The organism is Nonomuraea roseoviolacea subsp. carminata, from assembly GCF_024172185.1.
Taxonomy (GTDB): Bacteria; Actinomycetota; Actinomycetes; order Streptosporangiales; family Streptosporangiaceae; genus Nonomuraea; species Nonomuraea roseoviolacea.
In genome coordinates, this window is record NZ_JAMZEC010000001.1 from 5,955,538 (window position 1) to 5,981,835 (window position 26,298).

Here is a 26,298-nt window from a genome sequence, read left to right on the forward strand (position 1 = left end):
AAGCGATCGTGAACCATGGCCCGCATGAGCTCCGAAGAGATCAGATGCGGCAGTTCCTACGAGGTTGATGCCGACCGGCTACAGAGGGAAGAGCTCCAGAAGGCTGAATCCGGCGGAGGGGCGGAGAGCGCAGTGGCGGTGGAGGGGCGCAGCGAACACCAAACCGCCGAACTCGACAGGAATCAGCGGATCACAGGAATTGACGACTTCACAGGGGGCGAAGACCCGCACTCCGGGCTCCGGCTCGGCGTCAGGTCCAGGTCACACCTCGCACCAGGGCTGCTCCTTTCCAGCATTCCCCCGCTCGGGACGTGAGCGGAATCTCCCTTAGGAACCACGATGACCCAGGTGGTCCCGGTGCCCAACGTAGCGGTTCCGATCGCACAACGCACACTCCGCAACTATTGTGTTACATATCGTTAGTCAGGGAGGAGACGTGATGGCGGCCCCTCGTCACACCCCGATCACGCCTCGCGACGGAGTGTCCACCCTGGTCGGCCGCTGGCCCCTCCTCGGGCAACGGCGCCCCCTCGTGGTCTATCTCGTCGGGATCGTGACCCTCGATCTTGTCGCGATCGTCCTGTTGGCGGCGTCCACCCCGCTCCGCTGGCCGGACATCATGGCGTTCGTCGCACTCATGGCGTGCGGCGCGGTGTGCATCGAGGCGACCAGACGTCTCGGCATGCCCGCCGGCGTCTCCCGCGACCTGCTGTCGGCGTGGTGGCTGCCGGTGGCGCTGCTGCTGCCGCCCTTGTACGCCCTGCTCGCGCCGATCGTGCTGCAGATCCTCCTGCAACTGCGGGTGAGGGCGACGGTGCTGCATCGCCGGGTGTTCAGCGCGGCGGCGATCGGGCTCGCGGGCTGCGCCGCCTCGATGACGTTCCACCGGCTGGTGCCCGATCCCGCGGCGCTGACCCGGGGCGCCATCGAGCCGATCGGCTGGGCGGTGGCGGCCGCCGTGGTGTTCGCCCTGCTCAACACGTCGCTCATCGCCCTGGCCGCGCACATGGCCGACCCGGAGGTGCCGTGGCGGTCGGTCCTGTGGGACAAGGAGAGCGCCCTGCTCGACGTGGTGGAGCTGTGCCTGGGCGTCAGCGTCGCCATCTCGGCCGGCCTCAATCTCGCCCTGCTGATCCTCGCGCTACCACCGGTCGTGCTGCTGCAGCGCAGCCTCCTGCACGCCCAGCTCCAGGCGGCCGCCCGTACCGACCCCAAGACCGGCCTGCTGAACGCGGCGGCGTGGCAGCGTGAGGCCGACACCGAGATCGTCCGCGCCCGGCGTACCGGCGAGACGCTGGCGCTGCTCATCGTCGACATCGACCACTTCAAGCGGGTCAACGACCGGCACGGCCACCTCGTCGGCGACCAGGTGCTGGCCGCGGTGGCGGCCACGCTGCGAAGCCAGTTGCGCGAGTACGACGTGGTGGGCCGCTTCGGCGGGGAGGAGTTCGTGGTCCTGCTGCCCGGGGCCGACGTCCACGAGGCGCGCCAGGTCGCCGAACGCCTCCGCAACCGCATCAGCCACATGGCAGTCGCCGCCGACGACGCCATGATCACCGTGACGATCTCGGTGGGCGTCGCCATCATGAGCCTGCACGGCGACGACCTCATAGAGCTCCTGGCCGCCGCCGACCTGGCCCTCTACCGAGCCAAAGAACTGGGCCGCGACCGCATCTGCCTCCCGGTCATCCAGCCCACCCACCTCGCCGACACCCAGACGGCCCCCATCCCGGTCCCCGCACTCTCCGAAGACCCACACCCGGAAGACTCACGTCCAGAGGGCTCGCATCAAGAGGGTTCGCATCCGGAGGGTACGGGTTCGGAGGGTTCGGCTACGGCAGAGTCACCCCCGGAAGGCTCAGGCCCGGAAGACTCACACCTGGAATCGCCGATCGTGGACCTCCCCCCGGCACCGGGACGATCACCGATCGTGGAGCTTCATCCGGCACCGGGACATTCGCCGATCGCGGAGCTTCATCCGGCACCGGGACTTTCGCCGATCGTGGAGCTTCACCCGGCATCAGGACTTTCACCGATCGCGGAGCATCACCCGGCACCGGAGCACTCACCGGTCGTGGAGCCTCATCTCACGCCGGAGCGCTCTCTGGGTTCAGCCTTCGGTTCGGCGTCGGACGGTGGTTCACCTGTCCCAGACCTTGATCAAGTGTCTTCCTCTTCACCACCCCCGGAGCCACGTCCAGCGCCTGACCATCCACCGAGCCCGGGGCCGTCGCACTCCCCGAAGCTTTCACCCACCCCCGAGCCCTCTCTGATAGAAGAACCCCTGGCCGCAGAGCCCTCGACCGTTTCGACCCTCCAAGAGCCGCCCCCCACCTCAGAGCCACGAGCATCCGCTGACCCGTCGCAGACGGACGAACCTCAGCCAACCCCGATCCCGGCTCCTCCGCAGCTCTCAGAACACCCTCCACCTGCGACAACGACCCCCAACACCGGTGATCCGGCAACACCCGGCCCCTCGGGTCTTCGTGACAGGCCATCGCCAGCCGATCGGCCGCAGGCGCAGGTCCCGTTCTCTTCTTCTGAGCTTCCCCAAGCCGCCGACTCGCCAGAGGCCGCCGATCCAACGTGAACTCTCGTGGTCGCCCGTCACCCGGTGGCGGGGCCGACCGTCACGCACGGCTGACCGAGCTGACCGTCGCGCATGGTCAGCACGCTGTCCACGGCCGACAAGCTGGCCAGGTCGTGTGTGACCATCACCGTGGCCAGGTCGTTGCGCCTGGTCAGCTCGGCCAGGAGCGACACGACCCGCTCCCCGCGCTCATGGTCGAGCGCGCTGGTGGGTTCGTCGACGAGCAGCACCTCGGGTTCGTTCATCAGGGCACGGGCGATGTTGACCCGCTGCCGCTCGCCGCCCGACAACTGGTGGGGCCGCTTGTGCTCCTTGCCGCCCAGATCCACGGACAACAGCAGCTCGCGGGCCCGGACAGCCGCCGCGCGGGGCGAGCCGCCGGCCAGGTGCGCCACGACCAGCAGTTGGTCGAGGGCGGTGAGGGAAGGCAGCAGGTTCGGCTGCTGGAACACGATCCCGACGTGGTCGCGGCGGACGCGGGTCCTGGCCGCCTGCCCCATGGCCGACACCTCGCGTCCGGCCACGGACACGGTGCCGGAGGTGGGGGTGATCAGGGTGGCGGCCACGGCCAGCAGGCTCGACTTGCCCGAGCCTGACGGGCCCACGACGGCGGTGAACTCGCCCGGGGCGACGGCCAGGTCGACGTGGTCGAGCGCGGTCAGCGTCCGGTCGCCGTCGGGATAGGTCAGGACGATGTCGGTGAGCTTGAGGGTCATCGAGTCGCCCCCAGGGCGGTCAGTGGGTCAGTGGGAGTGGATTGGGGAGTCATGGGGTCGTTCCGGGGATGGTCGGTGGGCCGGCTGAGGTGGGTTGGGGCGTCATCGGGTCGTCCCAGAGAGGTCGGTGAGTGAGTGGGGTGGAAATGGGCGTCATCGGATTGGTCTCGGGGGTGGTCGGTGGGTCGGTGTGGGGGTGTGGGTGTCATCGGGACGTCGGCGGCGGTGCGCAGCGCGCTGCACACGGCCGCGTCTTTGAGGGTGGCCAGGGGGCGATAGCGGTGGGTTCGGGTGTCATGGGGACGCCGCTCTGAGGGTGGCCAGGCGATCGTCGGGGGTGGGTTGGAGGGGTCATCGGGAGGCTCCCAGAGCGGTCAGGGGGTCGACGGAGGTGATCTTGCGGATGGCCAGCGCCGCCCCGAGCGCGCCGAGCACGACCATGACGGCGACCGGCAGCACGGTGGTGGCCACCGACAGCACGAACGGGACGGTGCCCTCCGCCAGTGCCCCGAGCACCGCCCCGAGCGCGCCGCCGATGCCCGCCCCGAGGAGGAGGACGATGACGGCCTGGGCCAGCGCGTCGCGCAGCAGGTAGCCGGTGCTCGCGCCGAGCGCCTTGAGCACGGCGACGTCGCCGCGCCGCTGGATCGTCCAGACGGTGAAGAACGCGCCGATGACCAGCGCGGAGATCGCGAACAGGAACCCGCGCATGAGCTGGAGCGAGCCGTTCTCCGAGGCGAAGGAGCCGATGGCGGCGGGCGCGTCGGACAGGGGGACCGTCATGGTGCCCAGCCGCTCGTCGGCCCCCGCCAGGTCGGGCGTGCCGTCGGTGCGCAGGGCCAGGACCGTCGCCACGGTGTCGGCGCCGCCCTGGCGGCCCAGCCATTCCCAGTCGTCGATGCTGATCCAGGCGACCGGGGTGTGGCTGTAGGAGGCGTCGCCACCGGTGCCGGCGATGGTGAGATCCCGGCCGGAGAGTTTCACCTTGTCGCCGGTCGCGAGGCCGCTGTCGGCGGCGAGCGCGTTCGACAGCACGATCTTGCCGGTGCCGACCGTCGGCGGGGACAGTTCGCCGCCGGGCTGGACGCCGAAGACGGCCGCCGCGGCGCCGTCGTCGCCGTAGCTGAGCCGTCCCATGGAGACGCCGAGCCGCTCGGCGGTGACGCCGCCCACCTTGCGCCATTCCTGCCAGGTCCGGTCGGTGATGCGGCTGTCGGAGAAGGCGGGCTTGTCGCCGCCGTCGAACACGAGGTGGTCGGCGGGCAGGCTCTCCACCGCCGAGATGTTCTCCCGAGCCAGTCCGGCGGTGAGGCCGGACAGCATGGTCACCAGCAGTGTGATGAGGAAGACGACCCCGCCCATGAGGGCAAAGCGCCCCTTCGCGAAACGCAGGTCTCTGAGCGCCACGAACACGGCGCAGCCCCCCGTCGAGTGTGGGTTGGACACGAACTGATCCAGGCTGCGGCAGCCGGGCGGGTCTGGGCGTCGCTCCTTCGGCCCGGCTGGAATACACCTTTTGTACGATGCGGCGCACGGCGGGGCCTCGCCTAGGCTGACCGGGACATGCTGAGCGAGACATGATGGACTTCCCCTTCCCGCCCGCCCTCCGGCTCCTCAGGTGGGCCATCCACGGCACGTTCGCGATCCTCCTGGTGATCGCGGTCGCCGGAGTCGCCCGAGAGGGCCGCGGCGTCCTGGCGGCGGGCGGCGTGCTGCTGCTCGTCCTCTACGCGGCGGGGATCGTCGTCGAGGGGCGGCTGCCGCACTTCGGCGGGCGCACGCACCTGCTGCTGGGCCGGATCTGGCTGGTGGCGGTCACCCTGGGCTGGGCGGCGCTGGTGCTGGCCGCGCCGCAGTTCGTGTGGCTGGCCTTCCCGCTCTTCTTCGCCTACCTCCACCTGCTGCCGCTGGCCGTCGCGCTGCCCGGGGTGGCCGTCCTGACGGTCGGGGCCATCGCGGCGGCGGGCTGGCACACCGGCACCATGACGGCGGCCCAGGTGGTCGGGCCCACGATCGGCGCGGTCGTGGCCACGCTGATGGCGCTGGTCTACAAGGCCCTGTACGTCGAGAGCGAGCAGCGCCGGATCCTGATCGACGACCTGGTACGCACCCGCGGCAAGCTCGTCGAGGCCGAGAGCGACGCAGCCCGGCTGACCGAGCGTGAACGCCTGGCCAGGGAGATCCACGACACGCTGGCCCAGGGCATGTCCAGCATCATCCTGCTGTTGCGGGCCGCCCGCCGCGACCTCGACGAGCATCCGGGCGAGGCCGCCCTGCGCATCGCCGAGGCCGAGCGGGCGGCGCAGGACAACCTGGAGGAGGCGCGCAACTTCGTCAGGGGCCTGGCCCCGCCCGCCCTGCAACACTCCTCGCTGACCGCCGCGCTGCGCCGGATCAGCGACTCAGCCGTCGCCGGCAGCGCCACGCGGGCGCGGTTCGAGGTGTCCGGCGTGCCGGTGCCGTTGCCCGCCGACTACGACCTGGCGCTGCTGAGGGTCGCGCAGGGCGCGCTGGGCAACGTCAGCCGCCACTCCGGAGCCGCCAACAGCCGGGTGACCCTCACGTACCTGGACGACATGGTCGTGCTGGACGTCTACGACGACGGCCGCGGCTTCGACCCGGACCGTCCGGCGCGCCAAACGGATGAGCCAGCGGGCCGCCCGGATCGTCCGGCGGACCGCTCGGATCGCCCGGACCGCTCGGATCGCCCGGGCCGCTCGGATCGCCCGGGCCGCTCGGATCGCCCGGGCCGCTCGGATCGCCCGGACCGCTCGGATCGCCCGGACCGCTCGGATCGCCCGGACCGCCCGGATCGTCAGATGGGCCGCCCGGATCGTCTGGATCGTCCGATGCATCCGGATCGTCCGGCGGTTCATCAGGACTGTCCGATAGACCACCAGGGCCGGCCGACGGGCCACCCGGGCCGGTCGGGGGATCCGCGGGCGGGAACCGGTTACGGGCTGCGGGTCATGCGCGAGCGGGTCACCGCCCTCGGCGGCACCCTCACCGTCGAGTCGGCCCCCGGCGAGGGGACCGCCGTCGCCGCCACGCTGCCGTTGCCCGCCAGGGACGTGCGGTGATCCGCGTCGTCCTGGTCGACGACCACCCCGTGGTGCGCTCGGGCATACGCGCCATGCTCGCCGGGCAACCCGACGTCGAGCTGGTCGGCGAGGCGGCCACCGGAGAGGACGGCGTCGAGCTGGCCCGGCGGCTGGCGCCCGACGTGGTCCTGATGGACCTCCAGCTCGGCGCGGGCATCCACGGGAGCGAGGCGACCAGGCGGATCGTCGCCCTGGGCGGCCCGCGCGTGCTGGTGCTCACCACTTTCGACACCGACGCCGACATCCTGGCGGCGATCGACGCGGGCGCCACCGGCTATCTCCTCAAGGACGCCCCCTCCGACGACCTCCACACCGCGATCCGCTCGGCCGCCGCCGGGAGCAGTGCGCTGGCGCCGAGCGTCGCCTCCCGCCTGCTGGGCCGGGTGCGCGCCCCTGACACGACTCTCACCCCGCGCGAGCTGGAGGTGCTCGGTCATGTCGCCGCCGGGCTCGCCAACCGGCAGATCGGCAGGGAGATGTTCCTGAGCGAGACGACCGTCAAGACGCACCTGGTGCACATCTACGCCAAGCTCGGCGTCGACTCGCGTACGGCGGCGGTCGCCGCAGCCATCAGGAAGGGTCTCATCCGCCCCTCCTGACCGTCCCCGGCCCCTTCTCCTGACCTCCGCCCCGGCCCACCGATGCTCGGTCCGTCACCGGCCCGCCGATGCTCGGTCCGTCACCGGCCCGCCGATGTTTCAGGCCCGGCTGGTGACGGACGGGGAGGTCGCCGGGACGATCTCGGCCATCAGATCCCTGACGCGGCGCGGCTCGGTGGGCAGGAGCGCGGTGAGGTCGGTGTCCCGGGCTTCGAGGAATCCGGCGCCGACGTTGGAGAACAGCGAGATCGTGTGGGTGACCTGGTAGGGCTCGAGGCCGAGGCCGGTCAGCGCGGCGCGGGCCGCCGACAGCGACATCGGGTGGTAGTCCACCCGGCGGCCCAGCGCGACGCCCAGCGCGTCGGCGAGGTCCTGGCCGCCGATCGCCTCGACGCCTTCCAGCTCGTACGTCCTGCCCGCGTGGCGGCCGCAGCGGCCCTCGGCGAGGTCGCGCTGGATCTCCGCCGCCACCCGCACGGCGACATCGGCCAGATCCCGCTTCGCCACCACGGAGACCCGTCCCGCCCCGAACGCGGCGGCGAAGACCCCGGTCTCCGCGGCCGACTCCGCCGCGACCGCGGCCAGGCCGGCGGGCAGCTCGGCGTAGAGGCCGTTGCGCAGGATCGTCACGTCGAACGAGGCATCGGCGAGGCGCGCCTCGGTCCAGCGGTGCGGCAGCGCGATCGTCATGAGGCTGCCCGAGCCCGCCAGGCTGGTGTAGACGACATGCCGGACCCCCGCCGCCTCGGCCGCGTCCACCACGGCGCCGTGGCGGGCGAGCACCACGTCGTCCTCGGCGTACCCGGCCGAGACGAACACCAGGACGTCCACGCCGCGGAAACCCTCGGCGAGCGACGCCGGGTCGTCGAAGTCGATCCGGCGGGCGGCCACCCCGTCACCCGTACGGGTGCCCCCGGCCACGTCGAGGCCCTCCGCACCGGAGAGACCACCGTCACCGGAAAGACCACCCTCACCGGAAAGACCACCCTCACCGGAAAGACCACCCTCACCGGAAAGACCACCCTCACCGGAGAGACCACGGAGGATCAGGCTGCCGAGCTCGCCGGAGATGCCGGTGACCAGAATCATTTGCCGCTCCTTGACGTTGCTGCTGGAGAGAAACAGCACCGATCATCCGCGTCCGGCCACGACGCCGTAAGGAGGCACTCTCGTGTCAGTGACGAACACGGCGGTAAGCCCGCAGGTCGGCGGCCCTGTCCCCGCCGGGCCGTGTGGCGACGACGACTGCGGGATCCGCGACGTGCTCGACCGCCTCGGTGACCGGTGGACCGTGCTCGTGCTGGTCGAGCTGTCGAAGGGCACGCGCCGCTTCCGTGAGCTGGAACGCGCGATCCCCGGCATCTCCCAGCGCATGCTCACGGTGACGACCAAACGCCTGTGCCGCGACGGGCTGGTCGAACGCACCGTCTACGCGACCGTCCCGCCGCAGACGGAGTACCGGCTGACTCCGATGGGCGAGAGCCTGGCGGCCATGGTGTCCGCCCTGGCCGACTGGTCCCGCGACCACAAGGACGCCATCACCGGCGCCCGCGGCCGCTGGGACGAGCAGCAGACGGAGGGCATGGCGCGAGCCGTCGGCGTCACAACCCCGTACCCTGGCCCGGCATCGGCGGCCGACCGGCGGAAGCCCCGTCAGGAGCCCCTAAGCTAGATGTCATGCCGGAGTACATCTACACGCTGCAGCGCGTGCGCAAGGCGCACGGCGACAAGGTTGTCCTGGACGACGTCACGCTGTCGTTCCTGCCGGGAGCCAAGATCGGTGTCCTTGGCCCCAACGGCACGGGCAAGTCGACGCTGCTCCGCATGATGGCCGGCCTGGAGCAGCCGTCCAACGGTGAGGCGCGGCTCATGCCGGGCTTCACGGTCGGCATGCTCCAGCAGGAGCCCCCGCTCAACGAGGAGAAGACCGTCCTCGGCAACGTCCAGGAGGGCGTCGCCGAGACGATGGCCATGCTCGAGCGCTACAACGCGATCGCCGAGCAGATGGCCACCGACTACAGCGACGAGCTGCTGGACGAGATGGGCAAGCTGCAGGAGCAGCTCGAGCACCGCAACGCGTGGGACCTCGACAGCCAGCTCGAGCAGGCGATGGACGCGCTGCGCTGCCCGCCGCCCGACGCCGACGTGACCACGCTGTCCGGTGGTGAGCGGCGTCGCGTCGCGCTGTGCAAGCTGCTGCTGGAGGCCCCCGACCTGCTGCTGCTCGACGAGCCCACCAACCACCTCGACGCCGAGAGCGTGCAGTGGCTGGAGCAGCACCTGGAGAAGTACGCCGGCACCGTGCTGTCCGTCACCCACGACCGCTACTTCCTGGACAACGTGGCCGGCTGGATCCTCGAGCTCGACCGCGGCCGCGCCTACGCCTACGAGGGCAACTACTCCACCTACCTGGAGGCCAAGGCGCAGCGGCTCAAGGTCGAGGGCCAGAAGGACGTCAAGCGCAAGAAGCGCCTGGAGGACGAGCTGGAGTGGGTCCGCTCCAACCCGAAGGCCCGCCAGACCAAGTCCAAGGCCCGTCTCCAGCGCTACGAGGAGATGGCGGCCGAGGCCGACAAGCACCGCAAGCTCGACTTCGACGAGATCCAGATCCCGCCGGGCCCGCGCCTGGGCACCACCGTGATCAGGGCCGAGAACCTCACCAAGGGCTTCGAGGACCGGCTGCTCATGGAGAAGCTCACCTTCGACCTGCCGCGCAACGGCATCGTCGGCGTCATCGGCCCCAACGGCGTCGGCAAGACCACGCTGTTCCGCATGATCACCGGCAGCGAGACGCCTGACAACGGCTCGATCGTCGTGGGCGAGACGGTCAAGATCTCCTACGCCGACCAGAGCCGCGGCGGCATCGACCCCGCCAAGAACGTCTGGGAGGTCGTCTCCGACGGTCTCGACCACATCAAGGTCGGCAACGTCGAGATGCCGTCGCGCGCCTACATCGCCGCGTTCGGCTTCAAGGGCCCCGACCAGCAGAAGAAGGCCGGTGTCCTGTCGGGCGGCGAGCGCAACCGGCTCAACCTGGCGCTGACCCTCAAGCAGGGCGGCAACGTCCTGCTCCTCGACGAGCCCACCAACGACCTCGACACCGAGACCCTGTCGTCGCTGGAGAACGCGCTGCTCGACTTCCCGGGCTGCGCGGTCATCACCTCGCACGACCGGTGGTTCCTCGACCGCATCGCCACCCACATCCTGGCGTGGGAAGAGGGCTCCAACTGGTTCTGGTTCGAGGGCAACTTCGCCGACTACGAGAAGAACAAGATCGAGCGGCTGGGCGCCGACGCGGCCCGGCCGCACCGGGTGACCTACCGCAAGCTCCACCGCGACTGAGCGTTCGCCACGCGCGTCACGAGGGTCTGAGCGCTCGTGCGGCAGGCGGTCTCATCCGCGGCTGACGTGAGGGAGAGCCGCGCCCGCCGTCGTCCATCCGGCACATGGCAGCCGATGGACGACGGTGAGCGCGGCTCTCCCGCGTTTCACCGGGTGGCGTTCGTGACGGGGCAGGTGAGGAGGACGACGCCCCGACGGGTACCGTGGCGGACGTGGTGCAAGAATCCCTCGAAACCCTCGCTCAGCGGCACGTCTTCCACCGGATGGTGCGCTTCGCGGACATCGACTCCCTCGGGCACGTGAACAACGTCCGGTTCTTCGACTACCTGGAGGACGCCCGGCTCGGCATGCTGCACATCGACCCGTACCGGGCGGGTGACGCGCCGTTCAAGAGCCTCGTCATCGCCCGGCACGAGATCGACTACCGCCGGCCGTTGTCGTTCCGGGCCGAGCCGGTGCGGGTGGAGACGTGGGTGACGGAGATCAAGCCGGTGCGCTTCACACTGGCGTACGAGATCCGCGACGACGACGAGGTGTTCGTGACGGCGACCTCGGTCGTCGTGGGCTACGACGTGGAGCGGAGCGCGCCGCGCAGGCTGTCGCCGCAGGAGGTCGCGTACCTCGAACGCTTCAAGATCACCGCGTAGCGGCGTGGCGACTCCCGAGCGGGAACAGAAGCACGGCCGACGGCGCTGGTTGATGCTCGCCCTGGGCGTCAACGCGCACGCGAGCGTCACCCTGGGCCTGTTCGGCCTCCCGCTGGTCATGCCGGACCTGCAGCGCTTCTTCGGCCTGTCGCTGCCGGTGGCCGGCATCGTGGCCAACGCCCCGGCGATCGGCGTGCTGTTCGCCCTCGTCCCCTGGGGCGTGCTCGCCGACCGGCACGGCGAGCGGCTGGTGCTCGGCGTCGGAGTGGGGCTGGCGGCGGTGTTCTTCGGGGCGGTGACGCTGGTCGGCGGCGTCTGGGCGGTCGTCGCGCTGCTGGCGCTCGCGGGCGCCGCGGGCTCGGCCGCGATGGTGGGCGGCGGCCGGATCGTGCTGCGCTGGTTCGAGCCGCCGGAACGCGGCGTCGCCATGGGCGTGCGCCAGGTGTCCTACACGCTCGGCATGGCCGTGGCCGCCTTCGTGCTGCCGCCCGTGTCACGCGCCCACGGCGTCCCCGGGGTGCTGGGCGTCTGCGCCGCCGTGAGCCTGCTCGCCGCCGTGCTGGCCGTCCTGTTCCTGGCCGAGCCACCGCACGACGCCCCCGGTTCGGGGGCCGCGCCGGCCGGCTCGCCGTACCGGCGGCCGGCCCTGTGGCGGGTCCACGGGACGAGCGCGCTGCACGCGGTGCCGCAGATCGTGGTCAGCACGTACGGCGTCGCGTGCCTCGTCCACGTGTACGGCTGGGACGGCGTCGACGCGGGACGGCTGTTCGGCGTGGCGGCGATCGGCGGCGCCGTGGTGCGGATCGCGGTGGGACGCTGGTCCGACCGGACGGGCCTGCGGATGGCGCCGCTGCGGCTCCTGACGTTCGGCAGCCTGGTGGTGCTGACGCTGCTGCTGGCGGGGACCTTCACCGGGTCGTGGCCCGGCACGGTGATGCTGGCGCTGGCCGCGGTCATCACCGTGGCGGGCAACGGCCTGGCGTACCTGGCGGCCGGTGAGCTGGCCGGGCCCGGCGCGGCCGGGCGGGTGCTGGGCACCCACAACACCATCCAGAACGTCGTCGCCCTCGCCGTGACCCCGCTGGCCGGCCTGCTGATCACGCGTGAGGGCTACTGGGCGGGGTTCGCGGCGGGGCTGGTGTGCGCGCTCGTCTCCGTGCCGGTCATCCCGGTACGCGGCGAGCGCGGCGCGCACACCACCCCCACCGGCGTCACCTGACGAGACCGGGCGGCGCCTGGAGCCAGACGGCCGTGTCCGGCGGCAGGAGGTCATCGGTCAGCGGCCCGCTCGCCAGCAGCACCCGCTCGTGCGGCGGCAACGGTACGGCGTCGGTGCCGCAGTTGAGCGCGCACACCAGCGACCCCCGCCGGAAGACCAGCGCGTCCTCGTGCGAGTCCAGCCACTCGATCGCGTGCGGGACGTCCCGCATCACCTCCCGGCGGCAGGCCAGCGCCGCGCGGTAGAACTCCAGCGTCGAGGCCGGGTCGCCGGTCTGGGCCTCGACGCTCAGCGCGCCGAACTCCTCGGGCTGCGGCAGCCACGGCCGCGTGTCACCGGGCGAGAACCCGTGCGACGGCCCCGACGCCTCCCACGGCAGCGGCACCCGGCAGCCGTCACGGCCCGGCAGCTTGCCCTCCGACTGGAAGAAGACCGGATCCTGCCGCGCCTCCGGGGGAAGATTCTTCACCTCGGGGAGGCCCAGTTCCTCCCCCTGGTAGAGATATGCAGACCCGGGAAGCGCCAACATGGCGAGAACTGCCGCTTTTGCCCGGGTGAGCCCGGTTCCCGGGTCGGCGGTCTCGTAGCGGGTGCGATGCCGTACGACATCGTGGTTGGACAGCACCCACGTGGCGAACGGCACGGTCGCCAGCGTGTCGTCGATCACCTTGCGGAACGCCGTCGCCGACCAGGGCGCCTGGAGCCAGGCGAAGTTGAAGCTCTGGTGCAGCTCGTCGGGCCGCACGTAGCGGGCGAGGTCCTCGGGGTCGTCGGTCCACACCTCGCCCACGGCCATCCGCTCGCCCGGGTAGCTGTCGAGCAGCTTGCGCCACGACCGGTAGACCTCGTGCACCTCGGGCTGCCCCCACACCGGCGAGCGCGCCCCGAACGCCTGGTCGTCCACCGCCGGCAGGTCCGGCAGCTCCTCCGCCTTGTACAGGCCCATCGCCACGTCGATGCGGAACCCGTCGACGCCCCGGTCCAGCCAGAAGCGCAGGACGTCGAGGAACTCCTCGTGGACCTCCGGCTCCCGCCAGTTGAAGTCGGGCTGCTCCGGCGCGAACAGGTGGAGGTACCACTGCCCGTCGGCCACCTGTGTCCAGGCGGGCCCGCCGAAGGTGGACTGCCAGTTGTTCGTCCGGTCGCGGAAGATGTAGCGCTCGCGCCGTTCGCCGCGCAGCGCCGCCTGGAACCACGGGTGCTGCGAGGAGCTGTGGTTCGGCACGATGTCGACGAGCACCCGCAGCCCCAGCTCGTGCGCGTCGGACACCAGCGCCTCGAAGTCCGCCAGCGACCCGAACAGGGGATCCACCCCGCGGTAGTCGGCCACGTCGTAGCCGCCGTCGGCCATGGGGGAGGGGTAGAAGGGCGTCAGCCAGACGGCGTCGACGCCCAGGTCGCGGAGGTACGGCAGACGCCGCCGGATGCCGGCGAGGTCGCCGACGCCGTCACCCGAGGCGTCGGCGAAGCTGCGTACATAGATTTCGTAAACGACCGCATCACGCCACCAGGGGATAGTCATGGGGCGGTCATGCCCGTTATGTGGGCGAGTTCACCAGGCTGTGCGCCGCGTAGACCAGGTAGTCCCAGAGCCGCTTCTCCTGCTCCTCCGGCAGCTCCAGCGACTCGACGCCGTCACGCATGTGCTTGAGCCAGGCGTCGCGCTCGGCCTCACCGATCACGAACGGCACGTGCCGCATGCGCAGGCGGGGGTGCCCGCGCTCCTGGCTGTAGGTGTTGGGCCCGCCCCAGTACTGGATCAGGAAGCCGCGCAGCCGGTCCTCGGCGCCGGTGAGGTCCTCCTCCGGGTAGAGGGGACGGAGCAGCGGGTCCTGGGCCACCCCCTCGTAGAAGCGGTGCACCAGCCGGCGGAAGGTCTCCTCGCCCCCGACGGCCTCGTAGAAGGAGGTCTCAGTCACGGTGCAAGCCTACGCGCCGGGCGCCAGTGCGATGCCTGCGGTGTCGAGCGCGCTCTTGACCTTCAGCCGCATCTCCCGCGCGACCTGCGCCTGCTTGGAGGGCAGCGTCTTGGCGGAGATGCGGAAGACGATCGTGCTGTCGGACAGCTGCTCGACGCCGAACACGTCGGGCCGCTCCACGATCACCGTCTCGCGGAACTCGGGGTCGTCCCACATGTCCTTGGCGATCCCCTCCAGCACGTCGCGCACCGCGGTCACGTCGGTGGCGTAGCCGACCGGGACGTCCACGTAGGCCCGCGACCAGCCCTGCGACTCGTTGCCGACCCGGGTGATGGTGCCGTTGCGCACGTACCAGACCCGGCCGTCGGCGTCGCGCAGCCGGGTGATCCGCAGCGTGACCGCCTCGACCGTGCCGACGGCGGCGCCCGAGTCGATCACGTCGCCCACGCCGTACTGGTCCTCCAGCAGCATGAACATGCCCGCGATGAAGTCCTTGACCAGCTCCTGCGCGCCGAAGCCGATCGCCACGCCGAGGATGCCGACGCTGGTCAGCAGGGGAGCGATGGGGATGGTCAGCCGGTCGAGCACGGTGAGCACGGCGGTGCCGAGGATGACGATCGAGGCGATGTGCCTCAGCACCGACCCCATGGTCTCGGCCCGCTGCTTGCGCCGCTCGTGGAGCAGGATGTCGATGCTCTCGGAGCCGACGCCGTTGCGGCGGAAGCGGGTCATGATCGAGCCGCCGGCCGCGGCGCGGGTGACCACGCGGGTGATGACGCGGTGCGCGACCTTCCGGATGACGAAGGCGAGGACCAGGATCAGCACGATCGTGATCAGGGTCGCCACCAGCGGCGCCCACGTCGCTCCGTTGAACAGCCCGGCCAGCGTGGAGCAGAGCAGCGTGTCGCCCTCGCAGACGCTGGACATCTGCTGGTTCAGGCTGTCGAGGCTGGGGATCACGGACGAGGGAGTGGATGATGGCGCCGGCGTCGCCAGGAACACTGGGAGGATCCCCCTTCGGGAATGCGGGAAAGCGGTTCGGTCGGCGGATCTGGACCGATTTCGATCCACAAGATACCCGCCGACCGAACCGGCCGCCGTCACATCACGCCGGGGAAGACGGGGTCATCAGAGCCCGGGGCCGCGGAGGGCGGGGCCTGATGCTCCGGTGACGTGCGGCCCGGCAGGGGCGCGCACCCGGAAGCGCGTCCCATACCGTTTCTCCCGGGGCGTACACCCCGGGACCCTCCGGTGTGACCCGGAGGGCGCCTGTCGAACTGAATGGAACCGGCGGGCCGGCCAGGGCCCCCGCGAACGGGGAACCCTCCGCACCGGCCGCCCCGCCGGCTCCGCGAAGCCGCGGTGGGCGCGGTGAGCCGTGGTGGCTGCGCTCCACCCGGATCACCGCCTGCGTCATTCGCCCACCGCGGCGAGCACCCGGGCGACCTTCGTCGCCGCACCAGCCGGGTCCTCGGCCGTGTGCATCCGCTCCCCCCAGGACCAGCAGTACCACCAGTCCGGTAGGTCGGAGACCGCTGTCGGCCGACAGGTGACGTTCTCCGTCAGGCTCGTCGCGTTCGGGTTGATCACCCGTACGAACAGCCTGCCGGTCTGGGTGCGGACCACGCGTGCGAGCAGACCGCGTGCGTCGAGCTCCGCTACCAGACGCTCCAGGTGCTCGAAGTCGTCGTCCCCCACCTTTCGTCCCTCCCTCGCTCGTAGCCGGTGCGCCAAAGATGACTCAACTGAGCGCGCTACGCAACGAGCACATCCCGATCACAGGGAGTGGCTATTCACCCGTGGGTTGTAAGAAACAGTCCGCCGGAGGACGATCCTTAACCGTAAGCTTCAAGAGGACGTTTTCTTCCCGTCCACAATGGTCCATAGTCTATGGTAGGCGCTCTGCAACCCAGAGACTACGCTCAGTGATCGGTCACGGATCGTACGGGACGTGTGTGAGAGGGGCCGGGATGTCCGGCAGGCAGCACAGGGAAACGGAGATGGCGCGGCGCATCCGGGCCAGAGGTCTCGCCGCCGGCCGTACACCTGCTCAGATCGCGGAAGAAATACACGAGGCCTGCTCGCCTCAGTTCGGCACGACAAAGATCAAGGGCCATCGCCTCTCCTACGGCATCGCCCTGGCCGACGTCATCGAGCAGGTGCGCGCGCTGTTCGAGCGCGACGCCAAGGCGCCGCCCGGCATCGGCGAGACGCTGCTGTCGGCGTACGAGAGCGGCCTGAAACGCCCCGGCCCCGAATACCTCCATTACCTGTGCACCGTCTACCGCGTCGAGCCGGCCGCCCTCGGCTACGACGGCCCCTGCATCTGCGGCCACGGCCACCGGGGGCCGGCCGCGGCCGTCTTCGAGATCGCGGACGGCGCGCCCGCCTCGGTCGACTCCCGCGAGCCGCGCATCCGGCCGTCCTGCGACGAGGAGACGCCGCACGAGGGCCAGGAGGACGAGAACATCCTGCGCCACGCCCTGCTCCAGCTCCAGCTCCTCGGCAGCAAGTCCTCCTCCGCCACCAAGCTCGAAGGGCCGGTGCTCGGCGCCCTGGAGGGCATCAGGCGGCGCATGGACGAGACACTCGTCTGCGCCACGGTCTCGCCGGCCATGCTCGACCAGTGGGAGGAGGTCACGCAGGCCTTCGGCCGGCAGTACACGACCACCGCCCCGCAGCGCCTGCTGTGCGACGTGGCGCTGGAGCTGAGCGCCGTGCGCAACGCGCTCAACCGCCGTCAGCCGATCGACCTGCAGGAGCGCCTGTGCCGCATGGCCGCGCAGCTCGCCGGGCTCAGCGGCATGATCATGATCAACCTGGGCGACCACCGGCTGGCGCGCGCGTTCTTCCGCACCGGCCGCATCGCCGCCGACGAGACCGGCGACCGCGCGCTGCGCGCCTGGGTGACGGCCCGCGAGTCGCTGGTCCCGCTCTACTACGGCGACGCCCGGGAGGCGCTCAACCTGGCCAAGAAGAGCCGCGACCTGGCCGGCACCGTGCCGTGCGCCGCGCAGGCCATGGCCCCGGTCGTGGAGGCGCGCGCGCTGGCCATGCTGTCGGGCACCGACAGCAAGAAGGAGGTCGTCGACCAGGCCAAGCGCGCGCTGGCCCGGGCCCGCAACGCCTTCAGCCACATCAAGGGCGACGAGCGCGAGGACATGGCCTTCGGCTACACCGAGCGCCAGCTCTACTTCTACCAGGGCGACGTGCTCACCAAGCTCGGCCAGACGCTGGAGGCCGAGGTGGTGCTGGAGCAGGCCCTGGACAAGTACCAGGACCACATCTTCGACCAGACGCTGATCAGGCTCGACCGGGCGCAGTGCCGCCTCATCGAGGGCGACCTCGCCGAGGCGCTGCAGATCGCCACCGAGGCGCTGAAGCTGGTCGGGCCCGAGTACCGCACCGAGTTCATCATGCGTCCCGCGCTCGCCTTCGAGCAGGCGGTCATGCAGCGCGACCGCAACCACCCGGGCCTGGCCGACTACCGCGAGCAGCTGCGCCAGGAGGCGCCCGCGAACGATGGAAAGGCCGGTGCATGAACCTGAAGATCCGCCGTTACCGCTGGTCCGACCTGGACACCATCCTGGCGCTGCACCAGATCTGCCTGGCTCAGGTCGGCCTGTTCCCCGGTGACGGGGTCTACTACGACGACGACTTCCCCCGCATCCAGGAGCTCTACCTGGTCTGCGGCGGCGACTTCCTCGTGGGCGAGGTGGACGGCCGGGTCGTCGCCATGGGCGGCCTGCGGCCCATCGACTGCGGCCTGGCCGAGATCTGCCGGCTGCGCGTCCACCCCGACCACCAGCGGCGCGGTCACGGCGCCGCGATGCTGACCGCCCTGGAGGAGCGGGCGGTCGCCCTGGGCTTCCACAGCGTGCGCGGCGACACCACGCTGCGCCAGGAGGCCGCCCTCGCGCTGTACGCGCGGCAGGGGTGGCGGGAGATCTCCCGCGCCCGCGTCGGCGACCTCATCGTGGTGTACGGCGAGAAGCGGCTCGTGCCCGCCGCCGTCCTCGACGCCTGACCCTCCGCTCAGCCCCGTAGTGCCAACGGCCGCCGCCGGACCATGTCCGGCGGCGGCCGGTGGCGTGTGGGACGTCCGGGGAAGAGCGTGACGAGAGAAATGTGGGATTCGATCACGTCTGCGGATATGGATGTACGAGCCCCCGAGTGAGCCCCTTCACTCCCGGTGGTAGAGGAGCATCACCGGCTGCTCGGAGTACATCCGCGGCTGCGTTTCGTAATGAGATGCTTCCGCCATGGCAGTCGTGGCCGCTCCCCGACCCCTCCTGGGAGCCGTGCTTCTGTTGTTCGTCAGCGCCGCATGGGGGTCGGCGTTCCCGCTGATGAAGGATCTCATCGTCCGGTTACCGGTGGAGGACCTGCTCGCCGAGCGTTACGCCCTCGCGGCGCTGACGCTCCTTCTCCTGCGTCCCGGCATGCTGCGGGGGCTTGCGTGGCGCACGTGGGGGCACGGGGTCGTCCTGGGGGTCATGTTCGGCGTCGGCCAGCTCGGGCAGGCCATCGCGCTCCACAGCCTGCCCTCGGCCGTGTCGGGCTTCGCCGTCGGGTGCAGCGTGATCTTCACGCCCATCCTGGCGCTCCTGCTGTTCAGGACGCACATGCCCGTCCGGGTGTGGGTGGGCGTCGGGCTGGCGGTGGCGGGCATGACGGTGTTCACGCTGCTGCGCGGCGTCGGCGAGGGCCCGATCTCGTTGCTCGCGCTCGGCGTCACGCTCGCCGCCGCGGCCCTGTACGCGGGGCACACGCTGCTCCTGGCCCGGCTCACCCGCACCCGCGAGGGCTTCAACGCCTACGCCCTGACCGTCATCCAGCTGGCCACCATCGGCCTCATGACGGGCGGCTACGCGGTCCGCGACGGGCTGAGCCTGCCTGCCGGTCCCTCCGACTGGGCGGCGCTCGGCCACCTGTCGGTGGTGTCGTGCGCGCTGGGGTTCCTGGCCCGCTCGTACGGCCAGACGCACGTGGCCGCCGTGCCCAGCGCGGTGCTCATGTCGTCGCAGCCGCTGTGGGTGGCGGGGATCGCGGTGATCTGGTTCCACGAGCCGGCGGACTGGAGCATGGCCCTCGGCGGCGGCCTCATGGGGGCGGCGATGCTGCTGGCCGTGCCGTCGCGCACCACGGAGTCCCCGCGCCCGGCGTCCGTCCAGCGGGTGGAGCAGCCGCGGCCCGTGGGGGAGGAGGCGTCGCGCCGCAACCACCTGCTCGCCGTGTCCCGCCAGGCGTCGAGGCGGCTGGCCGACCTCAAGGTCAAGCGCGACAGCCGCGAGCAGGCGCACGAGGGGGTCGAGGATCCCGTCAAGGTGGAGGAGCCGCAGGCGCGGCCCGCGTCGCCGGGCGTCGCTCAGGTGTGCGTCGACACCCAGGCGTGCCGGCTGCAGACCCATCAGATCAAGGGCAGCGGCCAGCCCAGCCTGGACCGGCTCATCCAGCGGGCGACGATCATCGTCCGGGCCAGGAACCTGCCCGGCCCGGGCTGCTGCCAGTCGATCACGCTGACCGGTCGCTGTCTGTGCTCGCTGATCGCGGAGGCCGAGCAGAACGGAGAGGCGGCGAAGCCGTGCTGGTTTCGGCCCGGCTGAACGGTGGGGAATCGCTGAACAAACAGCGCATTAGCTATTACCCACTTACTTATACGTCCTAAACCTTGCTATTCGCTGAAGTGGCCGAATAATGGTGGATTAGTCCCAATGGAGGGGTAGGACACCATGAAGCGCATTGTCGTGCACAAGCCGGGCTCAGCGAAGCTCACGGGGACTGCGAGCGTCATCCACAAGGGGTGACCGGGAGCGGTTCGCATTACCGGGTGCAGAGCGATCCGCCCGTCGAAACGGGGGCCGTGCGGCTGCTGATGCCGATGATCGACGGACACCGCCGGCCCCATGGCCCCTACACCGTCGCCTCCGCGCTGCTGCACCACCTCGTTCCGATCGTTGTGGAACGTTCCCCGGACCTGGTCGCCGCCCATGACATCGAGATCAGGGCGGCGGCCCCCGGGCTGCGCGACCTGGTGCCCGCCCGGCGCCCGAGCGTCGACGCGACCCTGCCCGAGGACGAGCGCATCCTCGTGCCCGCGCCCCGCCGCACGTTGCGGCTGGCCAACGGGCTCGCCGAGTTCGTCCGCGCGGCCGTGCCGCCGGGACGCACCTTGGTCGTGTGCAACGGCGCCGAGACCGACCCGACGGACGCCGAGCTGCTCGACGTCATGGCCCGCCGCATCCCGCCCGGCGTGCTCACCGTCGTCGTGTACGAGGGCGGCCCCGAGCCGGCACCGGACCCCCCGCGGCCCCGCCGAGCTGTGGCGGGTCGTGGACCGGTGCGTCCACGAGGGCTTCCTGCACGCCGTGGCCGAGCTCGGCCCGCGCGGTCTGGAGACGGCCGAACCGGGAGGCGAGCTGTGGTGGCGCTTCGCGCAGCGCACCGCGACGGCGCTCGGCGGCCTCGGCCGTACCGAGGAGGCGCGCGAGGTGTGGGCGCGGGCCCGCAGGTCCAGCCAGGACCCGGCGGTCCACGCCGCCGCCGCGTACGGCCTGGCGATGCTCGACGCCCGGCACCCCGACCCGGCGCGGCGCGACCTCGCCCGGGCGCGGGAGTGGGTCAACGAGGCCATCGCCATCTCGACGCTGCTGCCCGACCCGTTCGAGCGGGCGTTCAAGCTGGGCTTCGACCGCAACGGCCTGGCGCTCGTGGAGCTGCGCGAGGGACGTCCGGAGGCGGCGCTCGCGCTGGTGGAGTCGGCCCTGGAGCTGGCCGTCGAGCTGGGGGAGCGGCATCCGCTGCACCGCCTGGTGCTGCACGCCAACCGCGGCCGGCTGCTCGCCGCGCTCGGCCGTACGAAGGAGGCGCTCGCCGAGTACACCACGGCCATCGCCCTCGACCCCGGCTTCCCCGACCACTACCTGGACCGGGGCAACCTGCTGGCCCGGCTCGGCCTGCCGGAGGAGGCGCTGGCCGACTACGAGAGCGCCATCCGGGCCGGCCCGCCGATGCCCGAGGCGTACTACAACCGCGCCGAGCTGCGGATCGTCCGCGGCGACACGGACGGCGCGCTGGCCGACCTCGGGCGCGTGCTGGAGCTCGACCCCGGCTACGTGGACGCCTACATCAACCGGGCCGGGCTGCTGGCCGCCCTCGAACGCGACCAGGACGCCTGGGCCGACGTGCGCGCCGGGCTCGCGCTGGCCCCCGGCGACCCGCACCTGCTCGTCGTGCGCGGGCAACTGGAGACGGCCGACGGCCGGCTGGCGGAGGCGCGCGCGACGCTGGACGCCGTCATCGCCGGGGCGCCGTGGCTGGCCGCGGCGTGGGGCAACCGGGGGGTGCTGCGGTTCGCGGCGGGCGACGCCGAGGGGGCCGTGGACGACCTGGCGCAGGCGATCGGGCTCGACCCGCATCCCGACCTGTACGCCAACCGGGCGGTGGCGCTGCGCGCGCTCGGCCGTACGGCGGAGGCGGAGGCCGACGAGCGACGCGCGGCGGAAGGCTGACGAGCGGGCCGCCGTCTCGCGGCGGGGGCTGGCAGCATGGCGTGCATGGCCGGAACAGGCGCATTCGGAGGTGGGGGCCGCCGTGCTCGCGCGCGGGTGGTCCGGGCGGCGACGGTGTTCGCGGCGCTGGGGGTGCTGTGGTGGGCGAGCGTCCGCGTGGTCTGGACGGCCGCCGGCTGCGACGACTGGGGGTGCCTCGCGCCGGTCTCCGGCCTGGTGGTCCTGGTCACGGTCGCGGTGCTCGCCGGTGGCGGATGGGCCCTGGAGCGCGTGGCGGTCCGTCCCGGCCGGCGGACGGCCGTGGTGGCGGCGGGGGCGCTGGTCTCGCTCGGGCTGCTCGGGCAGGTGCTGCCGTCGTGGGCCTGGCCGCCGGCGCACGCGGTGCTGTCGGCGACGGCGTTCGGGGCGGCGGGCGCGGCTGCGGCCTTCCTCACGGCGCCCGAGCCGCGCGGACGCTGGAAACTGGCGCTGGTGCTGGCCCTGGCGGTGCTGCCACCGGCGACGCTCGTCCTGCTGTGGACGACCGCCTCCTGACCCATGAGGCGAGGAGAGGGCTGACGTCCGGTGAGGAACAGACTGACCTCCGGTGACGGGAGGACTGACGTCCGGTGAGGAACAGACTGACCTCCGGTGACGAGAGGACTGACGTCCGGCGACGAGAGGACTACGGTAGGGCGCGTGGGCTTCGACGAGCTGCTGCGAGAACTCCAGCCGGGCGCCGGCGCGCAGGCCGCCGGCATCAGACGCGGTTACGGCGGGCCGCCACCGCGTTCCCTGGCCCTCACGTCGGGCCCGGACCGGCTGCGCTGCGCCTCCCTGCTGAAACCGCTGTACGCGTGGGCGACGGCCGAGTTGGTCGGCGACCACGAGCGGTGGCGCCGCCACGCGGAGCCGGCCGTGGTCGTCTCCTCCAACACCGACACGCTCGCCCTGTGGCTGTCCGTCGGCCCGCGTGCCGTGCTCGACGGGATCCACCGGCGCACCGGTGTCCGGTGGGCGCCGCCGAACGGCGACCCGTCGAGGTTCGGGTCCGTGGAGGTGTCCGCCGCCGAGGTCGCCGCCGCGTACGTGGAGCTGGCCCAGGCGGCCCTGGCGGGCGAGCCGGTGGCGGGGGCGATCCTGGAGTGGATGCGGCTGGTGGGCGCCGACCAGACGTTCGGCGCGAGGGAGGCACTCGCGGCGCCGGAGGCGGCCGTCAAGTGCGGCTGGTACGGCGGGATGGACGAGACGTTCCTGCGCACCCACGCCGTGGGCGTGCTGACCCCCGAGGCGAACCGGGTGGTGGTCGTGGTCGGCATGACCGCGCAGCCGTACACCGACGAGCTCGAACGCGACATCTACCAGGCGCGGGTGGCCGAGGGGCTGCCGGTCGAGGCGGAGCACGAGAAGGCGGGCGGCGCGCTGCTGCGCGGCCTGCTGCGCACCACCCTGACGGAGCTGGGGGAGGCGCCGGACGGCTGAGCCCCGGACGGCGCGTGGCATGATCGCCCGGGAGCCCTGGTGACGTGAAGGAGAGCGCGTGAAGCTGACGGTGCTGGGTGGATGCGGGGCGTGGCCCGCCGCCGGTCAGGCGTGCAGCGGTTATCTGGTGGAGCACGACGGGTACCGGGTGCTGATCGACCCCGGCTATGCCGTACTGCCCAGGCTGCTGGAGTCGACGGCGGCCGAGGACGTCGACGCGGTGCTCGTCAGCCACGGCCACCCCGACCACTGCGCCGACCTCAACCCGCTGCTGCGGGCCCGCGCGCTGGGCGACAGGCCGCCGGCCGCGCTGCCCGTGCACGCGCCGCCCGGCGCGCTCGACGTGGTGCTCGCGCTGGACCGGCCGGGCATGCTGGCGTCCAGCTATGTGCTGTACGAGCTGGCGCCGGGCGCGCCGGTGGAGCTCGGCCCGTTCCGGGTGGACGCCTGGTCGCTGCCGCACCACGTCCCGAACGCCGGGCTGCGGCTCGCCGCCGGCGGCCGGGTGCTCGCCTACACCGGCGACACCGGGCCCGCCGCGGAGCTGACCGACCTGGCGCGCGACGCCGACCTCCTGCTGGCGGAGGCCACCTATCCCGAGCGGGTGCCCGAGGAGGACGCGCCGTTCCTGTCGAGCGCCCTGGACGCGGGTCGCACGGCGTCGCGGGCCGGCGCGGCCCGTCTGGTGCTCACCCACCTGTGGCCGGACACGCCGCCGGAGCCGGTCCTGGAGGCGGCGGCCAAGGAGTACACCGGCGAGCTCATGGCGGCCACCGGCGGCCTCACGATCGCCTTCTGACCGTCGACTGGGCCGAAGACTGTTTTTTCGCCAGGGTGTCCGGTGCCAGACTGCTGATCATGAGCGGTGTCGTGATCCGGCCCTATCGAGACGAAGACCGTGACGCCATCGTGGCGCTGGCCCCGCGCCTGACCGAGGGCGTCGCGGCCTGGCGGGACGCCGACGCCGTCGCCGCCGCCGTACGCGACTGGGTCACCGGTTCGCTGGACCGGCACGGCAGCGACGGTCACGGGGCGCTCGTGGCGGACCGCGACGGCCCTGGTTCGGCTGAGCAGGCCGGTACGGGATCGATGATCAGGCGGCGTCAGCGGTCTCCCGCGCCGTCGCGTGCGGCGTAGCGCTCGATGGCGCTGATGAACATGTCCTCGGCCAGGGCGTAGAGCTGGTCGATCTCGTGCGGGGCGGCGGTGAAGCGGCCCCCCGCCTCGGAGGCGGCCAAACCCATGCCGACCGTGTCCAGCAGGCGCTGGAGCGGGCTGACGATCTCCTCCGGCACGCCCGCGTCCCGCAGCATCGCCTGGACGGCGTTGCGCGGGCGCCGGGCCTCGGGCGTGACCGTCGGGCGTGTGAACAGCAGCAGGAACAGCTCCGGGTGGCGCCGTGCCACCTCGCGGACGCCCGTGCCGAACGCGCGCATCCGGTCCTGCCACGGCAACGCGGGATCGTCGTCCGGCATCTCCTGCAGGAGCCGTTCCACCAGGCCGTCCAGGAGCCCCTGCTTGTCGCCGACGTAGCGATAGAGCGCCATCGGGGTGACGCCGAGCCGGTCGGCGACCGCGCGCATGCTGACCGCGGGCAGGCCGCGCTCTTCGGCGAGTTCGAGAGTGGCGTCGAGCACCTCGTCGCGGGTCAGCCCGCGGGTGCCGCGACCGCGCTGGGCCGGGGTCTTCACGGATCCCAGTCTAGCCGTTAATATACGCCATATATCTACGCCGTATATTAATGAGCCTCGCCAAGGAGGCCGGAGTTGCCCAGCACTGTCGTCCGCCGTCCCGGCTGGACCCTCGCCATGGCGGCGACCGCCGGTTACCTGCTCGTCCTGGACCTCACCGGGGTGAACGTCGCCCTGCCCGCCATGCAGCGCGATCTCGGCGCGGGGCTGGGCGAGGTGCAGTGGGCCGTCGACGCCTACGCCCTGACGCTGGCCGTCCTGCTCCTGACCGCCGGCGCGCTGGCCGACCGGGTGGGCCGCCGCCGTCTCTTCCTGGCCGGGCTCGGCGTGTTCACGGCCGCGTCCCTGGCGTGCGCCCTGGCGCCCGGCGCGTCGGCGCTGGACCTCTTCCGGGCCGCGCAAGGCTGCGGAGCGGCGATCCTGTTCGGGACGGCCTCGCCTCTCCTGGCGGCCGCCTACCCACCGGGCCGCGGGCGCGACCGCGCCCTCGGCCTGTTCGCGGCGGCCTCAGGGGCGGCCATCGCCACGGGCCCGCTGCTCGGCGGCGCGCTCACCGAGGTGTTCGGCTGGCGGGCGATCTTCTTCCTCAACGTGCCGGTGGGTGTGCTCGCCCTCGTCATCGCGCCGCGGGTGCTGGCCGAGTCCCGCGATGCCCGGCCCCGCCCCCTCGATCCGGTCGCGACGGTGTGCCTGACCGCCGGGCTCGGGGGAGTCATGTGGGCGCTGATCGAAGGACCGCGCATCGGCTGGACTGCACCCGGGACGATCATCTGTGTCGCCCTGGCCACCGCGGCAACGGCCGTCCTGGCACTGCGCCGCGTCCCGGATCCCATGATCGACCTGTCGCTGCTGCGCGACCGGCTGTATGCGGCGAACACCGTCGCCGCGCTGGCCTTCCACGCCGCCGGCGCCGGTGCCCTGGCCTACTTCTCGCTGTACGTCCAGGGGCCGATGGGCGCCCGCCCCGCCCAGGCGGGACTGTGGTTCCTCACCTTCAGCGTTCCGGCCCTGGCCGCGCCCGTGCTGCTCGGACGGATCATGCACCGGCTCCCCTCCGCCCCGCTGGTCGCGGCCGGACCGGCGCTGGCCGCCGTCTCCTCGCTCCTGCTGGCCGCCACCTACGAGCTGCACTCCTGGCCCGCGATGGTGCCCGGATTCGTGGTCGGCGGGACGAGCATCGGGATCGGCAACCTCGTCACCGGCCGAACGGCGCTGGCGTCGGCGCCCGCCGAACGCGCGGGCGTGGCCGCGGGCATCGCCAACACGGCCAAGCAGATCGGCGTCGCCGCGGGCGTCGCCGTCCTCGGCGTCCCGTACCAGCTGGACGGCCTGGGCGCGATGCTCCTCTCGGCGGCGGCCATCGGCGCCGTCGGTGCGATTCCGGCGCTCCGTCTCATGGTCGGGCGCCGGCGGCGCCAGGGAGCCCTCACGCTCCCGCCGGTGGCGTCCGACGGGTCACCCGTCTCCCAGGCTCCTCCGGACCACCGCCCTCTCTGAGGCCG

Annotated in this window: 25 protein-coding genes; 17 read left to right on the forward strand and 8 right to left on the reverse strand. The window is 72.0% G+C overall.

Features of this window, described 5'->3' with window-relative positions; translation table 11 throughout:
• The first annotated feature begins 24 nt into the window (after positions 1-24).
• Together HD595_RS27590 and HD595_RS27595 are read left to right on the forward strand one after the other, a co-directional pair.
• Complete coding sequence (locus tag HD595_RS27590; RefSeq protein WP_253773944.1) at positions 25-315, forward strand: hypothetical protein; 291 nt, start codon at positions 25-27, stop codon at positions 313-315.
• A gap of 217 nt (positions 316-532) precedes the next feature.
• On the forward strand, positions 533-2,590 hold the full coding sequence (locus HD595_RS27595) for a diguanylate cyclase (protein ID WP_253773946.1): 2,058 nt from the start codon (positions 533-535) through the stop codon (positions 2,588-2,590).
• A 17-nt stretch (positions 2,591-2,607) separates the two neighbouring features.
• Here HD595_RS27595 and HD595_RS27600 read toward each other — a convergent pair whose 3' ends face one another.
• Positions 2,608-3,306, reverse strand: coding sequence for an ABC transporter ATP-binding protein (locus HD595_RS27600; protein WP_253773948.1), 699 nt, complete (start codon positions 3,304-3,306; stop codon positions 2,608-2,610).
• 351 nt (positions 3,307-3,657) lie between these two features.
• On the reverse strand, positions 3,658-4,719 hold the full coding sequence (locus HD595_RS27605; RefSeq protein WP_253781328.1) for an ABC transporter permease: 1,062 nt from the start codon (positions 4,717-4,719) through the stop codon (positions 3,658-3,660).
• Positions 4,720-4,883: 164 nt separating this feature from the next.
• Here HD595_RS27605 and HD595_RS27610 point away from each other — a divergent pair, with 164 nt between their 5' ends.
• Together HD595_RS27610 and HD595_RS27615 are read left to right on the forward strand one after the other, a co-directional pair.
• Entirely contained in the window at positions 4,884-6,386 is a 1,503-nt protein-coding gene (locus HD595_RS27610; protein ID WP_253773950.1) for a sensor histidine kinase, read from the forward strand.
• Positions 6,383-7,006, forward strand: a complete 624-nt coding sequence (locus HD595_RS27615; protein ID WP_253773952.1) for a response regulator — start codon at positions 6,383-6,385, stop codon at positions 7,004-7,006. Before HD595_RS27610 ends, HD595_RS27615 begins: the two co-directional genes overlap by 4 nt.
• Before the next feature lie 99 nt (positions 7,007-7,105).
• Here the strand turns inward: HD595_RS27615 and HD595_RS27620 are convergent, their stop codons facing one another.
• Positions 7,106-8,095: an NAD(P)H-binding protein gene (locus HD595_RS27620; RefSeq protein ID WP_253773954.1), complete on the reverse strand. Its 990-nt coding sequence runs from the start codon at positions 8,093-8,095 to the stop codon at positions 7,106-7,108.
• An 82-nt stretch (positions 8,096-8,177) separates the two neighbouring features.
• On the opposite strand from HD595_RS27620, the gene HD595_RS27625 reads away from it, so the two are divergent.
• The 4 genes from HD595_RS27625 to HD595_RS27640 all read left to right on the forward strand — a co-directional run bounded on the left by HD595_RS27625 (position 8,178) and on the right by HD595_RS27640 (position 12,214).
• On the forward strand, positions 8,178-8,678 hold the full coding sequence (locus HD595_RS27625; protein WP_308211245.1) for a winged helix-turn-helix transcriptional regulator: 501 nt from the start codon (positions 8,178-8,180) through the stop codon (positions 8,676-8,678).
• 5 nt (positions 8,679-8,683) lie between these two features.
• Entirely contained in the window at positions 8,684-10,348 is a 1,665-nt protein-coding gene (gene ettA, locus HD595_RS27630; protein ID WP_253773956.1) for an energy-dependent translational throttle protein EttA, read from the forward strand.
• 212 nt (positions 10,349-10,560) lie between these two features.
• Positions 10,561-10,995 (forward strand): acyl-CoA thioesterase, encoded by a 435-nt coding sequence (locus tag HD595_RS27635; RefSeq protein WP_308211246.1) that lies wholly within the window; start codon positions 10,561-10,563, stop codon positions 10,993-10,995.
• Positions 10,996-10,999: 4 nt separating this feature from the next.
• Entirely contained in the window at positions 11,000-12,214 is a 1,215-nt protein-coding gene (locus HD595_RS27640; protein WP_253773958.1) for an MFS transporter, read from the forward strand.
• Here HD595_RS27640 and HD595_RS27645 read toward each other — a convergent pair.
• From HD595_RS27645 to HD595_RS27660, 4 genes are all read right to left on the reverse strand, one after another.
• Positions 12,207-13,736 carry a glycoside hydrolase family 13 protein gene (locus HD595_RS27645; RefSeq protein WP_253773960.1) on the reverse strand — a complete coding sequence of 510 codons (1,530 nt, stop codon included), beginning with the start codon at positions 13,734-13,736 and terminating at the stop codon, positions 12,207-12,209. The genes HD595_RS27640 and HD595_RS27645 overlap by 8 nt on opposite strands.
• Before the next feature lie 16 nt (positions 13,737-13,752).
• On the reverse strand, positions 13,753-14,133 hold the full coding sequence (locus HD595_RS27650; RefSeq protein WP_175593370.1) for a globin: 381 nt from the start codon (positions 14,131-14,133) through the stop codon (positions 13,753-13,755).
• A 9-nt stretch (positions 14,134-14,142) separates the two neighbouring features.
• A complete protein-coding gene (locus HD595_RS27655; RefSeq protein ID WP_253773962.1) occupies positions 14,143-15,093 on the reverse strand; it encodes a mechanosensitive ion channel family protein in 951 nt (316 codons plus the stop codon).
• Positions 15,094-15,546: 453 nt separating this feature from the next.
• On the reverse strand, positions 15,547-15,831 hold the full coding sequence (locus tag HD595_RS27660) for a hypothetical protein (protein WP_175602135.1): 285 nt from the start codon (positions 15,829-15,831) through the stop codon (positions 15,547-15,549).
• 302 nt (positions 15,832-16,133) lie between these two features.
• Here HD595_RS27660 and HD595_RS27665 point away from each other — a divergent pair, with 302 nt between their 5' ends.
• From HD595_RS27665 to HD595_RS27700, 8 genes are all read left to right on the forward strand, one after another.
• On the forward strand, positions 16,134-17,675 hold the full coding sequence (locus HD595_RS27665) for an NsdA family TPR-like regulatory protein (protein WP_253773964.1): 1,542 nt from the start codon (positions 16,134-16,136) through the stop codon (positions 17,673-17,675).
• Complete coding sequence (locus tag HD595_RS27670) at positions 17,672-18,160, forward strand: GNAT family N-acetyltransferase (RefSeq protein WP_253773966.1); 489 nt, start codon at positions 17,672-17,674, stop codon at positions 18,158-18,160. Before HD595_RS27665 ends, HD595_RS27670 begins: the two co-directional genes overlap by 4 nt.
• Positions 18,161-18,434: 274 nt before the next feature.
• Positions 18,435-19,739 (forward strand): DMT family transporter, encoded by a 1,305-nt coding sequence (locus HD595_RS27675; protein WP_253773968.1) that lies wholly within the window; start codon positions 18,435-18,437, stop codon positions 19,737-19,739.
• A 726-nt stretch (positions 19,740-20,465) separates the two neighbouring features.
• The gene (locus tag HD595_RS27680; protein ID WP_253773970.1) at positions 20,466-21,644 is read left to right on the forward strand and encodes a tetratricopeptide repeat protein; all 1,179 of its coding nucleotides are present in this window, start codon (positions 20,466-20,468) and stop codon (positions 21,642-21,644) included.
• Between the two features lie 45 nt (positions 21,645-21,689).
• On the forward strand, positions 21,690-22,178 hold the full coding sequence (locus HD595_RS27685; protein ID WP_253773972.1) for a hypothetical protein: 489 nt from the start codon (positions 21,690-21,692) through the stop codon (positions 22,176-22,178).
• Between the two features lie 144 nt (positions 22,179-22,322).
• The gene (locus HD595_RS27690) at positions 22,323-23,105 is read left to right on the forward strand and encodes a serine hydrolase (RefSeq protein ID WP_253773974.1); all 783 of its coding nucleotides are present in this window, start codon (positions 22,323-22,325) and stop codon (positions 23,103-23,105) included.
• Between the two features lie 58 nt (positions 23,106-23,163).
• Positions 23,164-23,904 (forward strand): MBL fold metallo-hydrolase, encoded by a 741-nt coding sequence (locus HD595_RS27695; protein WP_253773976.1) that lies wholly within the window; start codon positions 23,164-23,166, stop codon positions 23,902-23,904.
• A gap of 59 nt (positions 23,905-23,963) precedes the next feature.
• A complete protein-coding gene (locus HD595_RS27700; RefSeq protein ID WP_253773978.1) occupies positions 23,964-24,242 on the forward strand; it encodes a hypothetical protein in 279 nt (92 codons plus the stop codon).
• On the opposite strand, the gene HD595_RS27705 is transcribed toward HD595_RS27700, so the two are convergent.
• Positions 24,209-24,796, reverse strand: coding sequence for a TetR/AcrR family transcriptional regulator (locus tag HD595_RS27705; protein WP_253773980.1), 588 nt, complete (start codon positions 24,794-24,796; stop codon positions 24,209-24,211). The genes HD595_RS27700 and HD595_RS27705 overlap by 34 nt on opposite strands.
• 75 nt (positions 24,797-24,871) lie before the next feature.
• Here HD595_RS27705 and HD595_RS27710 point away from each other — a divergent pair, with 75 nt between their 5' ends.
• Positions 24,872-26,293: an MFS transporter gene (locus tag HD595_RS27710; RefSeq protein WP_253773982.1), complete on the forward strand. Its 1,422-nt coding sequence runs from the start codon at positions 24,872-24,874 to the stop codon at positions 26,291-26,293.
• Positions 26,294-26,298 lie beyond the last annotated feature (5 nt).

Coding starts and splice junctions, on each gene's coding strand:
- HD595_RS27590 (WP_253773944.1), top strand. CDS start 25: ATGAGCTCCGAAGAGATCAGATGCGGCAGTTCCTACGAGGTTGATGCC.
- HD595_RS27600 (WP_253773948.1), bottom strand. CDS start 3,306: ATGACCCTCAAGCTCACCGACATCGTCCTGACCTATCCCGACGGCGAC.
- HD595_RS27610 (WP_253773950.1), top strand. CDS start 4,884: ATGATGGACTTCCCCTTCCCGCCCGCCCTCCGGCTCCTCAGGTGGGCC.
- HD595_RS27620 (WP_253773954.1), bottom strand. CDS start 8,095: ATGATTCTGGTCACCGGCATCTCCGGCGAGCTCGGCAGCCTGATCCTC.
- ettA (WP_253773956.1), top strand. CDS start 8,684: ATGCCGGAGTACATCTACACGCTGCAGCGCGTGCGCAAGGCGCACGGC.
- HD595_RS27645 (WP_253773960.1), bottom strand. CDS start 13,736: ATGACTATCCCCTGGTGGCGTGATGCGGTCGTTTACGAAATCTATGTA.
- HD595_RS27665 (WP_253773964.1), top strand. CDS start 16,134: ATGGCGCGGCGCATCCGGGCCAGAGGTCTCGCCGCCGGCCGTACACCT.
- HD595_RS27670 (WP_253773966.1), top strand. CDS start 17,672: ATGAACCTGAAGATCCGCCGTTACCGCTGGTCCGACCTGGACACCATC.
- HD595_RS27685 (WP_253773972.1), top strand. CDS start 21,690: ATGGCCGGAACAGGCGCATTCGGAGGTGGGGGCCGCCGTGCTCGCGCG.
- HD595_RS27700 (WP_253773978.1), top strand. CDS start 23,964: ATGAGCGGTGTCGTGATCCGGCCCTATCGAGACGAAGACCGTGACGCC.